Source organism: Pseudobdellovibrionaceae bacterium (assembly GCA_020635075.1).
Taxonomy (GTDB): domain Bacteria; phylum Bdellovibrionota; class Bdellovibrionia; order Bdellovibrionales; family UBA1609; genus JADZEO01.
Genome location: JACKAM010000001.1, coordinates 1,699,617 through 1,715,290 on the forward strand (window position 1 = coordinate 1,699,617; position 15,674 = coordinate 1,715,290).

A 15,674-nucleotide genomic window follows, 5' to 3' on the forward strand; every position below is an offset into this window, starting at 1 on the left:
AGCCTAACCCCCGAAAAATGGCATTAGGGGAGTTCAAGCGTCCCTAAAACGACCTCACCCCCACCGTAGATGGGCTTGATTTTGACCTCTAGAAGTGCCCCTTCGGTCTCCTCAACCAACCAAGGGATTTCGATGGTGTTGGTCCCGGGAGAGAGCCTCACCTGGGGCGCCTTGGCCATCACTTCGCCGGCAGTCTTTCCGGGAGGCAAAAAGTAAAGATGGCCGACCAGTTTTTCCCGGTGGAAATCATCCCCCGAATGGGCAAAGGGGCGGCAGACAAACTTCAAGCTGCCTTTGGGAGCTTCTTTCGACACTGCGTATTCTCGACCCCAGTCTTTTTCCACTTCGCCGGATTCAGACGTAAACTCATAGTAACAATCATCATAGCCGAAGGTCCATTGGCTCGGTGTCAGAGCTTCAAGGCGAAACTCATAGTTGCCAGCCTCAGTGATTTCAAGTTCCGCGACAAAGTCGCCATGGCCGTCCAACTCACCAACTATAGATCCAACCTTGGAGGGCTTTCTCACCAGTTCAAGACTCAGTTTTTCTCCCGCGTCGCCGTGATTGATGGCCTTGATTTCTGCCGCCGATCCTGCTGGCGTCCCACTCACTACTTTGGTGAGAAGCTCCATGCGCAAGGGATTGGCTTCAACCAAGGCTTCGTAGGCAGCTTCTGTCCCCACCACTCGTGAGAGAGTGAGTTGGTAGTCTCCTGATGCAGGTGTGCTGACGAAAAACTCTTCCTCTTCGACAGGCCCCCAACTATAAGGCAGATTGGAAATGCCCATGGTGTTGAAAAATCCAAGCCCCAGGAACGGACGCTTGTCTTCATCGATAATAGTCTTGATCCGATAACCCTTTACAGTGGCATCGGCTCCCATGTGCAGCCGCACCCCTTCACGAGACCCAATCTGGAAGCTCACCCGCTCCTTTGTCTCCCATGGACGATCATCCACAACCGTGACGGGAAGAGTGTGAAGTCTCATTCCGGAGTCAGCGTCCACAAAATAGACTTCACCAAAAAACTCCTGACCAGGCTTATCTCCCATCAATGTTTTAAGAGATTGCGAGTTAACTCTCACCGTGGTGCGAGCCAGCCCTAAACTCAACCAAAGGTGAGCGGGCCCGGTGAGCCAGGGTACCGAGTACTCCAGTTTTAGTTGTTTAAGAAGGTTTTCCCCAGCAGACCGCTTCACCAAAGGGCTCAATTCTCCATTAAAGCGAATTCTGAATTCACGATCTAGGGCGACATCCTTAGCTCCCAAAAAGGCACCCTTTTGCACAGCTCCGTCGGGACCCGAGAGTGGTCCGACCTTGACACTCACACGAGCAAACTGCTCACCCATTGCCAATTGTCGGTAGACCGCAAGTGCTCGGGGAATTTTGGGCAAACCATATCCTTGGTCGACAAAGGGAACGGCCTCAAGAGGCTGACCACTCAGCCTCAGAGCATGAACAATGGTTTCGGCATCGATAGGCAATCCCTCTTGCTTCACCGCGGAAATCAATACGGCCGCAGCCCCGGCCAAAGCAGGAGATGCGGAGCTGGTACCGCTAAAGGCCTGAAAGGTGTTTTCAGGAGCTCCATGAGTCAGGCTACTTAAGGGCGAAATCAATAAGGGCCCACTGCCCCCATCCGGTCCCGGACCGCGGCTGGAGTAATAAATCACTCGGCCCGGCTCGGGCAAACCCGTGACTCCATGAACATGTGCATCCAAATCCCGACTGACAAAGGCTCCAGCGACCAAAACATTGTCGGGATAAATGCTCCGCCGATTAAGACTGTTCAACCCAGGCCCATTGTTGCCGGCTGAAAAGCTAATCACAAAATTATACTTCTTAACCAGGGCTGAAATGGCTTCGGCCATAAACTCCTGGGCTTGAACCGATTCAAAAAATAGACTGTAGCTGATATTGACCACTTCGGCCCCATGCTCGCCCAACCACTCCAGATTGGTCACAAAGCGGCCGATGTTGTAAAAGCCCGCCAAAAATTCGCTGTCGGGAGAGGAAAAGTCCACATCGAGGAGCTGCGCCCCCGGCGCCACGCCGTCGAAGCGACCACCGATCTGATGCCCCACCATCACCGAGGCCACACCCTCGCCATGACTGTCTCCAGAGCGCTCCCCATAGGACAGGCGAACCAGATCCTCCTCAGGAATAAACTCCCCAACCACGGGAACCGGCTTTTCCTGATTCCAAAAGCCGTACTCACCGCTGTCGGCAAAAGTACCAAAACATTCAACTTGAGCCGTCAACAGTGAGTCACCGTTGGTATCCACGCAGAAGCGCACACGGTCGCCTTTTTTGAGAACCACAACCGCCAGTTTGGATTTTTGTCCATCACCATTGAGATCATGGGTGGCGCCGCTGTTGCTCTTAAGCGTCTGCTCATCCAGCACCCCTTCCCAGGCCTGATCGTAGTCTTCCTGAATGGCCTGAAAATAGGTTGAAGCCTTGTCTGCTGCTGTCACCAGGGTGACTTTGGTGTCGAGCAGATGACTGGTCCAATGGTGGCGCAAATACTTGCGTTTGCCATCGGTGGTTTTTTGCATGCCTGATCCCGAAGGGGCCACACCATCATCAATGACTCCTGCGATCACTCCGCGTCCGTCATAGGTGGGATGCTCCTTGAGGAGTTCCGGGATGGCAAAATCCCGCTTGGCGAGAAAGTAAATCTTCTCATCAGGCTTTTCATCCGCACCGGGAGCCACAGCCCGCATGGGAATATGGGCCGGCACAACACGCGAGGAAAGTGGTATCCGCAAAGTGGACAAAGTGCTTGGCGAGCCACTGAGATGAATCACGCGTTCGCCGGAGGCTGTGAGTCCCAAACTCTGGGCCCTTTTCTTCAGCTCCTGAGGCTCAGCCGTGAGCACCAATACGCCTTGTTGGGCATCGACGGTGAAATCGGCCGAAAGAAACTCCCCTAAGGGTTTTTCATCTCTCTTTTGCGAGGTACATCCGAACAAGATTTGCGACAACAAAACCACAAGACCCAAGATCTGGGCCTGACGACTAAGAATTTTAAGCATAGCATCCCCCAGGGACTTCCTACCCAATTTCCCCCGGAGTGGCCACAGGCAAATGGCCTAAGAAAAATTTCCCCTGCAAAAAGGTTCCAGGTCCTCAAGTGATATGCGCGGCACCAAACGTGACCTCGAAAATGAGATCATGTTTGGTGCGGCGCATATCACTTGAGGACCTGGAACCTTTTTGATCACTGCACCTCGATAATATGTCCGGCGGAGTACGCCCCGAACTCAGGAGCATACATGGCCTGGATGCGGGCTGGTCCCACGCGAAATCGACCGGCCATATTGGCCTTGACCCGATACTTGAGGGTGTACTCTCCCGCCGGCAACCACTCAATAAAGAAGTTGGTGGCTGAATCGCGAATTTCCTCATAACGGGCCAAGCCCAAATCCCAGGCCCATTTTGATAAGGCAATGCCTGGCTCAAGGCCCGCAGCCCGGGGATCACGCAAGTGGACGTACTCCATGGCCTGCTTACTCCTGAGCGATAGATGGACTTCCACTTCATCGCCCACCTTGATCCTCATACCCTTCTTAAGCGGTGTGAGGACCTTGCGCTTGCCCTGGGTGGCACGAACAAAATACTCCCTCTCCACCTTAAGAAAATCCCCGTCTCCCTTTTCAGGCAGCTTTTCCGTGGAAAAGTGCCAGGTGGCCGAAACAAAACCTAATGCCGGGTCCATCTTCTCGGCTTTAACAACGGACATTGCTTTAGGTTTAATTTGAGTTCCGGGAATCACCCACTGTTTGGACTTACCGGTGTAGTCATCAGGCTTAAAGATAAACTCTTTCTTCTCTGCTCCTGCCTGAAGTTTGACTTTTTCTTCGATACCAATTTGCTTTTCCTGCTTCATATAATAGGTCAAGGCATAGAGCACTTCAGCCGTGGCCCGGGTGGATTTCCAATGGCTGAGTTTCTTATTCAAAAACAACCACTGAACCAACCCATCCCTTCTCTCATCAGTTGGCTGTAGTTCAGTCATGGCTCTAAGGGCATAGGCATGGCCTTCAATGGTGTCATTGTACCACAGCCAAGCCCTGTCTTCCGCGGCCCAAAAAGTTCCTTCGTCTTCAGTGGTTTTTGACGAATCCATAATCGAGTCAAACACGAGTTTACTGTCCTGGGGACGCTTCATGCGCTGAAGGGTGAGAGCCATTTGCGCCTTGGTCATGGGTGCAATACTCTTCCAATGTTTAAAGGTATAATCGAGGATCTTTTCTCTTTCGCCAGGGGCAAAAAAGTTCCCAGTCCAGGAATCATCCGGGTAGGAGCTGGCCACGTAGTTGAGAAAGGTAAGGAACTCCACTCCGAGATCCTTCCATGGCTTTTCGCGAATATGGAGAATCAAATAATTCCAGGCGCGGACAATCATATCTTTGGGAAGGGTTACTCCCAGTTCGGTGGCTTTGGAAAAGCCATGAACCACCAGGAGAGTCATGTAAGGAGAGGGTTGCCCTCCTGGATACCAGGGGAAAGCTCCATTAGAAGTCTGAGCGTCTTTGAGTTTTCTCAAGGCACTCTCTTTTTGGTTCTTTGCCACCTTCGGATCAAGAACCTTGAGCAGCTCATCCTCTTTAGCCCGACCGCCTTCGGCCTCGGCCATCCAGGGGGTTTCCTCTAAAAACAGCAAACGATTTGGGTCGTCGGCCCGCCACTTTTCAAATTGAGTGTTGCGGCCCTTGGCCATCTTGGTCGCCATTTGTTTTACCAAAGGATGAGATCCAAAGACTTCCGTCAATATAGCCGTCGAAACAAATCGGTTGAGCGTTTGTTCCACACATTCATAAGGATAATTCACCAAATAAGGGAGGGCGGACAAAACCGAATAAAGCAACTGAGCATCCACTGTCATCACCAATTGCTTGTGAATCAAAGAGGGGTCGTCCCCTTTGGCCATATCAGGAAACTTTAACTCCCTCGGCTTACCCTTGCGTAAAGTGGCAAACCGTGACTGAAGGAGGTGCATGCGACTGGGAAGCACCGGCAATGGTCTCTCCTCTCCGTCGGTCATGCGGCCAGATTTGCCCTTTACCGTCACTCGAACCATTCCCAAATTGGGCGGAACAACCAAATCCATAGTCGCACTGGCAGATCCTCCTGGGGCCACCTGCACTGTCTTAGACCAAACCTTTTGCTTAATCCCAAAATCAGCGAGAAGGCTCTTACCCGAGGTCGGATCCTCAATTTGGGCGGTGAGAACAACCGAGATTTTTTTCTTCCCGGCATTTTGTGCTACGATCTTCATGCTTGCCCGGTCACCTTCGCGCACAAAGCGAGGCAAATAAGGGCGAACCATTAGGTCCTTCACCGTCTCCACCGTGGCCTGAGCGGTTCCACTCTGATAACTCTCAGTAAGAGCATGGGCCCAGACCTTCCAGCTGGTCACCGAATCCGGAACCTGAAACTCAAGTGACACCTGTCCCTGCTTATTCCATCTTAGGTGAGGCTGCCAAAAGGCGGTTTCACTAAAGTTTTTACGGACCTGTTCCTGAGGGACTTCTTCGACAGACTTAGGCGCACCAACCGATTGACCGAGGACTGCATTGTCCTCTTTTCCCAAGGCGCTTGACTCTTTTTTTGCCTTTTCCCGGAGAACCGGCGCCTCAGAAGGCTTAGCGGCCGCTGGTGCCGCCTCATCGGCCAGGGCCATCACGTCCTCTTCGGCCTCGTACATCATTCGCCCTTTACCACCGAAGCCGCCACCGCCACGGCTTCCCAAACCGCCAATGCCGTAACTGGCAAACTCTTTGAGGTAATCTCCATGAAAGGAAACCGGATTGCCATAATACCAACCATTACCCCACAGGGAAAACCCTGGGGCTCGGTACAGATGATAACTGAGTGGAAAGGAATTGTAGCTTTTCCCTGGAAAGTGACCGAGAATCGATGGCGGACTATGGGGAGCAAAAGCCTCAAGACTGCGGTCATACATATAGGCCAGAAGTTCTCCAGCCTCAATGGCTCCCTTCTTACCAGGGGCATGAACCTTGACCACCCATTTTTCCTTGGACCCAGGCTCCATCTTCTTGCGAATCCGTTCGTATTCGACCTGAAGCTGTTTGTTCTCCCACGGAATATAGACATTCAAAGTCTGTGAAACGCTCTGAAAATCGTGGACAAAACCTGCCTCAACAAAGAAACCACCCCGCCACTCGGGTCCAAGGCTAAATTCATGTAGAGATCCTCGATTCCCCACACGGCGAACTTCACGCAAAGACTTAACGGAGTCCTGGCCAATAAAAAAGTTCATCGCTTGACTGGCTAAACCACTGTGAACTAACAGCTTCACTTTCTCACCCACCTGATAGCTGTTCTTCTCAGGGAGCACCACCAGCGGAAGATTGAGCTTAAAGCCTTTTCCAAGAACGAGAAAATCATGCCTCGCTTTGGCTTCCTTGCCGAAGCGATCGCGCGTGACATACTCCAAGCGATATGGCCCAGGAGGGAGGGGGTTGAGCAGGATCTTGCCCAAGCCATTGTTACCATGCTTGACCCGTCCCGATTGAACCATGGCTCCTGATTTCCAATTGAAAAGGACCTGTTTCCAATTGTAGTGGGACTCCCACCTTGCGTTTCTGAAATCATCAGTATGCTGGTAGGCATGGGGCTCTGAATTTGGCTTTTCAACTTCAGCCGGCATGGGGGTTTTCTTGGGCTGACGAATTCGCAAAATCCGATAGCGACCCTTCCCAGCTAAAGGCTTTCCATCCAGGGAACTTCTATTCACCTCCAAGGAAACCCTTGCTTTCGTATCGAAAAAGTTCTCCTTCTGCTGAATACGCGCCTGTACAGCCACAAAACCAACCCGGTAGGAACGCTGGGTACTTCGAGTTTCACCCCCCTCATCAGTAACATCTACCTGAATCCGATAGGTGTAAGACAACTCCTTTTTTTCGTCTTCAGCATCCCCTTCGGGGACAAAATCGATGACAAATTCCCCCTTGTCATTGAGGTTTGATTCACCGGCTGTGAGAATCTGCTCCTGTCCGCCTCCGCCACCACGCCAGTAATACCAGCCCCACCACCAGGGGAAGACCTTTTGTCGGTACACCGACCACTGGGCTTTACCGGACGTAACCGGCAAGCCATGGTAGTATTTCACTTCGCCCTTCACTTGAGCCTTGACATTGACCTTCATTGCTTTGGTTGACTCACCAAGCGTGACTTCAAATGTCGGCCGCTTGTATTCTTCTACCTGAAAGTAGGCCTGTCCGCCTCGACCCGACACTCTCTGGACAAGGATATGCCAACTCCCCAATATCCTGCCAGTGGGAACCAAAAACTCACCACTGGCCGTGCCAAACTCGTTGGTCTTAACAGTGACCTTCTCCACCTGTTTGTGATTGGTGTCGCGCAGGCTCACCTGCAAATTGGCATTGGCAAATCCCTTTAGCTGCCCCTCCTCCGCCTTGCCGCCAAAGGAGACGACCTTCCAAAAGATTTTTTGCCCCGGCCGATAGAGACTGCGATCCAGGTAAACTAAGTGCGCTTCGTGGGAAGCCCTTTGGCCGGACTCATAAAAATGAATTCCATTGTGGATCAATCCCAAATCTTCACCCTTTTCGGCAAACATATAATAGGTGTGACTTGGCGACCCCTTAATCCTGACTTCACCTTCCTTGTCCGTCTTGTAGGAGTTGGCCAGGCGGTGCCCCGTCTTCCAGTCAAACTGATAAAGGCGTATATCCACGCCAGCCATTCTCTCACCACTGTGGCCATTGAGAGAACGAATATGCCAGGTTCCATCTTTGGATTGTTCGCTCTCCAAAACCAAATCACTGACGATAAAGTGAATGCCGGAAACCCGGTTGCTCTCTTCTTGTTCGAAGTCGGCGTTGGCCGAGGAGACGATAAAGTAGTAACCCTTCTTTTGGATGGGCGGCACAACGTAGCGATCATGGCTGCGCAAGTCCTTCGTCGGCTTGAGAACCACCTCCCACTGAATGGGCGCCTTGTTTCTCTTCATGTGATCCTGGATCTGCCGCCGGTTAGGAAAAAAATTGTAGTCTTTTTCGGCTGTCGCCATTTTCGCAAGGTCAATTGGATAGGCGCGGAAATAAAGTTTGCTCAGGTTTTTGTAAGATACCTTGAGGGACTGCTTGCCTAGGCCATCTGTTAACATTCCTTGAACATCAAAGTGGGGAGCTTCGAGAGTCTTTAGGAGATAGTCACACAAACTTGCCCCTTGGGTGCCCCGGCCAATGATCACCCCTTGCTTGGCCCATCTCCTGGCTTCGATGAGGGCCTCGGGGTCCGAATCCTGAGACCGGGCTTGAGCCAAATCATAGAAGCCCTTGGCCTTCCAGGGAACTTGGGGAGCCGAAATCACTGTCTGCCGGAGAGCCTTCATCAGCATCTGTCGCCGGGAACCTGCTTCGGCGTGCTGATCCAAAAACATTTTTATGCGTACCAAATGTGCTTCAAGTGCTGCCTCGGTCCGCTTGGAATTCTGGTGCCACGCCTCTAAATCCTTCAGCAGGCGGGCGGCACGAGCCAGAGGATGAAGGCTCCGCCACTGATTTTGATCGGCAAACCCGACCGCTCCTGACTTAACCTCTGCCGCGATGTTGATGCGATGAACCTCGTTGCTCTCCTGTGGAGACCAAAAACTTGAATTGCGCAGGAAATCGACCCAAAAATAGGTTAAAAAGTCCCGCAGCGTCCCACGCACCGATTTGGGATAGTTGTTTTGAGTGATAAATTCTTTGGCTGCTGAAATCTCAGTGACTCCCCAAGTGAGACGGCTTTTCCACAGCTCCCACAGTTGATTGCCGATCTCACGATTGATTCTCTCCAGGCTCCATTTTTTTAAGTCCAAATCGGTGCCCGCATCGACGACTTCCCGTTGCCGGATCTCATAGCCGTAGCCGTCCACGTACTCACGGAGAGCATGAATGTAGTAAATCTTAAGCAGAGCCTGAGCCTCTATTCCGGTCGGCCATTTGCTCTGTCTTAGCGCCAACAATGCGGTTTCATAACCATGGAGGCCCAACTGCAGCTGAGTTCGCTTGATAAGCAGTCGCGCCTGCTCCAGTCCAGACTGCCGGCCTTTGCCAATTTCGGCCTCCAGTTGATCAAGAGCCGCCTGGTACTTTTGCTCACCAACGAGGCGTTCAACTTCCGCAAATACTCCCTGCTTAGTGGGCGGAAAACTCATTCCCTTACCCGAGGCCGAGTGACTAATCGCCACCGGTGTTGCCGTAATGATGGTGGTTATTAAGACAACGAGAGAGCTTCTGGTCCAGATCTTCATGGGCACACCTTTCCTTGGCGAGACAAAGATTCATGAGGACCACATTAAAACGCAAAATGAAGGAAAGGCCAAGAGAAGGCCAAATTTAGCGCAATGGCGACATAAGCCTATCACCAACAAAAGGAGTGCCTTTCAAAAACTAGCCCCCTTAATTATTGATCTACGAAACTGTGTGTTTCCTTTATCAGGGAACAGGTCCGATTGCCGAGCCATTCCCGGAAATCCGAATCCTCTGCCGTCGCGCTGGGCGGGAGGCTGAGTGACCGAAGGGAATAGGCTCGGCCGAACGAACTGCGGCGGCAATGCTGACGCAGTCCGAAGACGCGCCTGCGGCCGAAAGGCGCGTGAGGATTTGCGGAGGATGGTCGGCAATGGACGGATTTCACTGATAATGGGTTTCGTGGATCAATAATTCAGGGGGCCAGTATTTGGGCTCTAAGCCATTAACAAAACGGGTCGCTGCTCGGCAGACTCACAGAACTCCACCCCGACACGCCTGGTTTTAGGATCCTGCCAGCGCACCTTGGCCCTGACACCAAAGGAATGACGCCGGTGAGAACTCTTCACCTGAATCAGGATTTCATCGTCATAAATAGCATCCAAATCGCGCAGTTCAAGCTGAGCACCACCAAAGGAAATGTTGACCAGGCGAACCCGGCTGCGGCTGCCCTGATCGCCGATGACCTCCCCTGTTTGGTGGGTCTTATACCGACAGTGGGCACGGTGAAAAACAGGCTGGCCGTTGCCGAGCTTGTAGACCACAGCTGAAACATCAGGCATTTCAAAACGACTGTCGAGAATACGAATATTGGAGTAAGTCTTCTTAGACAGTTCCGAGCGCACATCATCTGAGATTCGCGGTGCCACCAACAAAAGGGGCACTGATTTGAAATACTCATCAATAAAGGCCAGCTGTTTCAATTGGGGACGGCCAAACACATCGAGAGAGAATACGATGGCCGAGAGACCAAATTCATCAATGGCCTGAAGCATTTGGGCCGGATGGGAAAAGGTTAGTATGTGAAAGGTTGGATTGGCCTGCAGAGTTTGTCTCACCCTGAATCGCAATGGACTCGGCTTACCCACAATTGCAATTTGATACATAAATCCCCCGTCAGATTTTCCCTACCCATGAGAATTGCAAAGGCTGTGCTAATCCTACAGCGATTAAACACGACTGCAACTAGAACCCTTTGGCTATTTCAAAATTTTTGGTTAACAGTTTGACATGGAGTCATTTTGATATGGGGCAAGTTGAGACAAAAAAAGAGGAGCAACAAAGCTCCTCTTTTTTCGAATGCAAATTTTAATCAGATGAACTATCTAGCCGTCGGGTTGGCCGAGCCTCCCGAGGGAGTTGACGATACCCCTTCGCGAGCAGCTCCATTTCCACCTCCAGACGATTTGCCTGCAGAGCCTGAGCCCTCAGACAAATGAAAGTCATGACGGGTCGCTGGGGTTGCTTTGGCCGTCGCAAACTCTTCGTCGGAGAAATCATCCACCTGAATGTAATCCAAGCGAAGTCTTTCGGCCTCTTTAATCAACTGATATTCAGCCTGATCAATTATTCCCTGCTTGCGGGCTTCTTCCACCAAGAAGCTCATCGGCTTTTTGCGCGGAAGCTTTTTGGCTTTGACAGCCTTCTTGATCTTTTTCTCAATCGGTTCAGCCAAATTTACAGCGGTAAAGGCGGCTTCAAGACGACCCAAAGCCTCTTCAGGATCCTTGGGCAGATAAATCGTATTGGTCAAACGGTCCCGCTGTTCACCTTCAGTCTGTATCAAACGGGCCACTTTTTGTCCCAAGCGATCATCAGGCCCCATGGTGAAAAAGTTCAAACGTGACCACCAGCGAAGCGGGCGGGTAAAAAACCAGCTCAATCCTGGAACGGTCATGTTTCCGAAAATGCCATCAAAAGCATTTTGAATTTCGCCTAAACAATGGCGCATGGAATAGTGGACGAAGGGAAGATCTTCCTTCTTACAGCCGTCGGCTTCCCAGCGCCTGAGGACGGCTGTACCAATAAACATCCAACTCATGATGTCGGCGAAACGGCCGGTAAGCTTTTCCTTCACTTTCAGCTGACCACCGAGGGCACCCATGGCGATATCAGCCATGATCGCAAACGAGGCCGAAGCCCATGCTAGCTTCTGGGCATAGCGACGAACCGGACCTGGTCGACCTGTCATTGCCAGACGACCGCGGGTGACACTCAAGACAACAGAGCGGAACAAGTTGCGGGCAATGTGACCAATGTGACCCCAGAAGGCCAAGTCAAATTCCTTCACATCACCTTTTTCCACTGCGTCCACTTCACGGAAAGCATAGGGATGAGCCCGCATGGCCCCCTGACCAAAGATGATCAGAGTGCGAGTGAGAATGTTCGCCCCCTCCACCGTAATACTGATGGGGGCTCCCACATAGGCTATACCAATTAGGTTACGGGCTCCGAATGAGATGGCCTGCCCACCCATAATGTCCATGCCATCATTCAGCGCTTTGCGCATGCCTTCTGTGGCGTTGTATTTAGCCATAGCTGTGACCACAGGAGGCTTCACTCCCTGATCCAGAGCGCTGAGAACGTAATTTCTCATGGCCTCCAGGTAATAAGCGGCCCCTGCAATTCGGGCCAGAGGCTCTTCAATACCCTCAAACTTACCAATTGAAATTCCAAACTGGCGACGAACCACGGCATGGGCGGAGGCCACACGGGCTGTAAATTTGGTGCCCACAGTCCCCTGTGCAGGAAGTGAAACACCACGACCGGCAGCTAAGGATTCCATCAACATTCCCCAGCCCTTGCCAGCACCGCCTTCCAAACCACCGATAATGCATTCATCAGCGTCGACGACCACATCATGACCTTCCATGGGACAGTTGTGAAAAGGAATAGTCAAGGGGTCGTGACGACGGCCCAAAACAACGCCCTTGGCATTTGCAGGCACCAGGGCACAAGTGATTCCCAAGTCTTCACCCTGCCCCAACAAATTATCAGGGTCGCGAAGCTTAAAGGCCACACCCAGCACGGTGGCAATGGAGGCCAACGTGATCCAGCGCTTTTTCCAGGTGAGGCGCACATAAATTTTACCATCGTCACCTTTGAACAAAACACCTTCGGAGAGAATTGAACCCGCGTCACTTCCCGCTGTGGGTTCAGTTAAGCCAAAACAAGGGACTTCGTCACCAATGGCCAAACGTGGTAAATAATAATTTTTTTGTTTTTGTGTCCCGTAGTGATTGAGCAGCTCAGCCGGCCCCAGTGAGTTAGGCACCATCACAAAGATTGCCAAGGCACTGGAACGAGACGACAGCTTATGAATCACTTGGCTGTGGGCATAGTGGGAAAATCCAAGGCCGCCATACTCCTTGGGAATGATCATCCCCAGGAATTTGTTCTTTTTGCAGAACTCGACGGCTTCTTTGGGAATGTCCCGTTCTTTCCACGCCTGCCAATCGTCCACCATCTTACACACTTCTTCAACCGGGCCATCGAGAAAGTCTTGTTCCTCTTTGGTCAACTTCGGATAGGGCTGACTCATCATCAAATTGAAGTCAGGCTTGCCCGAAAACAGTTCCTTTTCCATCCAAACCACTCCGGCTTCCAGAGCTGTTCGTTCAGTCGGGCTGATCTTGGGAATGATCTTAAGGGCCTGCATGGTTTTCATGATGGGTCCGGAAAGAATCACCTGGCGCAAGGGCTTAATCACCCCAATTGCCGCCACAGCCACCACCACGTAGACCAACCACATGGGAGCGCCAAACCCCACCATCGCTGCCAATAGCGCCAGCGACCACAGCCAAAATGGAGAGCCAAAGTAACCGACTAACACAAAAACCAAAACGGTCGCCAAAGCGATCATTATTCTTGGTTCCTGGTAGGCCAGAATTCCATAGATTGAATCAAATGCTCCCACGGAAGCAACCTCCTGTTCCGATTTACCAATTGGAACGATTCCTACAATCGTCCTAACTGTTTAATTTTAGGCCAGTATGCTTTCCATTTCAATCATTTGATTGAATATTTCAATCTTTTGATTAATACTAAGACGGGTATGGCGAAGACAGCAGTTAAAGCCCCAACCAAAAGCAAAAAACGACCCCGGGTGTCTCAAAAAGGGACGAATGGCCGCTCGGGGCCTCGACCTTTGGGAAGCTCGGACCCTTCGACGCGGCAAACCCTTTTGCGCGCCGCCAAGAAACTTTTTGCCGTCAAAGGCCTCAGCGGCACTTCCATTCGGGATATTGCCCAGGAAGCTGGAATGAACTCCAGTATGATTAGCTATTATTTTGATGGCAAGGACGGACTTTATCGCGCCTGCCTGGAGGAAATCGCCACCACCAGATTGCAGTTCACCCGTGATATTCTCCTCCCACCCCAGACCTTGGAAGAGTATCAATTGCGATTGAAGATGTTCGCCGAAAGTCTGGTTCAGCTATTTCTCGAAGACCGGGAAACCGGGCTAATTGTGATCCGCGAGTATGACCGGATCAACTCTCCGGCTGAAAAGGTTTTTATGGAGAACTTTTTGAAGCTGTTTGAAATGATCATTCAGTTTTTTAAGGAAGCGCAGAAGAAGAATTTTGTGCGACTCAAAAGTGATCCCTTCACTATGGCCAGTTTGTTTTTTGGCGCACTCACTAGTCAGCTACGGCTCGATCACATCAAAGAAAAGACCTATGGTCGCAGCCTAAAAAAACCAGATGAGCGAGCCAAGCTGTGCACCCACCTGGTTTCTCTATTCACAGTTTAGGCTCCTGCCACACGGCGAATGGTCAGATTGAATTCGCCAGTTAGTAGAGTGGACTCAGTTCCCGACTCAACAAAATCCACCAAAACCCTCTCCTGCTCCTCATGGCTCAATGCACGCAGAATATGATCGGCGGCATTGTCCCGATCCCCTCTAAAGTACATCTGCGTGGTCAACTCGTGAAAACCCCGCTTATGAACCTTGTAGTGAATGTGAGGAGGGCGCAGCCAAGTGGCGCTGGCGGGATAGCGACCGGGGATAATAGTTCTAAAACTGTAGCGACCATCAGCATCGGTAACGTCCTGTCCCCAGTACTGAAAGTTAGGATCCAACTCTGCAGGATTCGGGTCATTGGGATGATTATATCTTCCCGTATCGCAGGCCTGCCAGATCTCCACTAAAGCCCCTTCAACAGGCTGACACTGCTCATCCACCACCTGGCCAACAATAAGAATTCGCCGTCCTCTCGCCTCAAGAGTGGCTCCGCGAATGATCGTGAGATCATTATTCTTATCAGCTTGATCTGAGATTGGGTAAAAGGGCCCCTCTGTCTGCGGTGGCGTCAGTCCACACATCAATCCCTGACCCAAAGCCTTATGACCAGCCAAGCCAAGAATGCCTAATCCACCCAAGCCCATGAGTTTGCGACGTGAAATCTTTTCTTTGTTCATTTCATTCCCCCTTTTAAAAGACGCTCTCTCAATAGGTACTTGCTCCCCATTCAAAATTATAATTTATAGTGACTATCTTTATCATAGGAGAGACTTATGCTCCCTTCAGCTTCCGATCTGCAGTACTTTCTTGAGGTGGTACAAACGGGAAACATCTCTCGCGCCGCTGAGCGATTGGGCATTACCCAACCCAGTCTGAGCTTGAGCATTAAGCGCCTGGAGGAGGTTTTAGGTGGGCAACTCCTGGTCCGCACCAAGACCGGAGTCCATGCCACGCATCTTGGATTGAAGTTTCACCGCCAGTCCCGCCAACTGCTGGATCAGTGGGAGCGCATCCGTGCTGAGGCTTTGAGCACGGAAAATGAAATTAAGGGGAACTTTACAATCGGCTGCCATCCGAGCGTTGCTATTTATAGTTTGCCTCACTTTTTACCCAAGCTCTTAGTCGAAGCGCCAGAGCTTGAGTTTTCGTTGCGCCACAATCTATCGAGAAAGATCACCGAAGACGTGACTAGCTTCCAAATTGATTTTGGCTTGGTGGTCAATCCGGTCCAACACCCTGACCTGGTGATAAGGGAGTTGTTTAAGGATGAAGTGACCCTGTGGAAATGTGCAAAGGCTTCCTCTCTGCAAAAGGAGGGCGGCGTCCTGATCTTTGATCCCAACCTTTTACAGAGCCAGGCTTTGCTCAAAAAAGTCAAACGGGGCAGCCTCAAATTCGACCGAGAGATTCACAGTGCCAATCTTGAAGTGATCTCCAGTCTTGTCGCCTGCGGGGCCGGTATTGGTCTACTTCCCACCCGGGTGGCCCAACAGGTAAAGGGAGTCAAACTTGTTCACGCCTACAGCAATCCCCCGACCTTTCTTGACCGCATCTGCCTGGTCTATAGGGCAGATTCACCCAAGACAGCTGCCCACCAACATATTGTGAAAGTCATTGAAAAGACTTTAAAATTCATGGGATAA

7 protein-coding genes are annotated in these 15,674 nt (G+C 51.3%); 2 read left to right on the forward strand and 5 right to left on the reverse strand.

Annotated elements, in window-relative coordinates:
- Positions 1–23 precede the first annotated feature (23 nt).
- The 4 genes from H6624_07400 to H6624_07415 all read right to left on the reverse strand — a co-directional run bounded on the left by H6624_07400 (position 24) and on the right by H6624_07415 (position 13,149).
- Complete coding sequence (locus tag H6624_07400; GenBank protein MCB9084154.1) at positions 24–3,035, reverse strand: S8 family serine peptidase; 3,012 nt, start codon at positions 3,033–3,035, stop codon at positions 24–26.
- Between the two features lie 185 nt (positions 3,036–3,220).
- Positions 3,221–9,289 carry a hypothetical protein gene (locus tag H6624_07405; GenBank protein ID MCB9084155.1) on the reverse strand — a complete coding sequence of 2,023 codons (6,069 nt, stop codon included), beginning with the start codon at positions 9,287–9,289 and terminating at the stop codon, positions 3,221–3,223.
- Between the two features lie 435 nt (positions 9,290–9,724).
- The gene (locus tag H6624_07410; protein MCB9084156.1) at positions 9,725–10,393 is read right to left on the reverse strand and encodes a PilZ domain-containing protein; all 669 of its coding nucleotides are present in this window, start codon (positions 10,391–10,393) and stop codon (positions 9,725–9,727) included.
- 215 nt (positions 10,394–10,608) lie between these two features.
- Positions 10,609–13,149, reverse strand: coding sequence for an acyl-CoA dehydrogenase (locus H6624_07415; GenBank protein ID MCB9084157.1), 2,541 nt, complete (start codon positions 13,147–13,149; stop codon positions 10,609–10,611).
- A gap of 192 nt (positions 13,150–13,341) precedes the next feature.
- Between H6624_07415 and H6624_07420 the strand changes: the two genes are divergently transcribed.
- Positions 13,342–14,040: a TetR/AcrR family transcriptional regulator gene (locus H6624_07420; GenBank protein ID MCB9084158.1), complete on the forward strand. Its 699-nt coding sequence runs from the start codon at positions 13,342–13,344 to the stop codon at positions 14,038–14,040.
- On the opposite strand, the gene H6624_07425 is transcribed toward H6624_07420, so the two are convergent.
- On the reverse strand, positions 14,037–14,708 hold the full coding sequence (locus H6624_07425; protein MCB9084159.1) for a hypothetical protein: 672 nt from the start codon (positions 14,706–14,708) through the stop codon (positions 14,037–14,039). The genes H6624_07420 and H6624_07425 overlap by 4 nt on opposite strands.
- A 96-nt stretch (positions 14,709–14,804) precedes the next feature.
- On the opposite strand from H6624_07425, the gene H6624_07430 reads away from it, so the two are divergent.
- Positions 14,805–15,674 carry a LysR family transcriptional regulator gene (locus tag H6624_07430; GenBank protein MCB9084160.1) on the forward strand — a complete coding sequence of 290 codons (870 nt, stop codon included), beginning with the start codon at positions 14,805–14,807 and terminating at the stop codon, positions 15,672–15,674.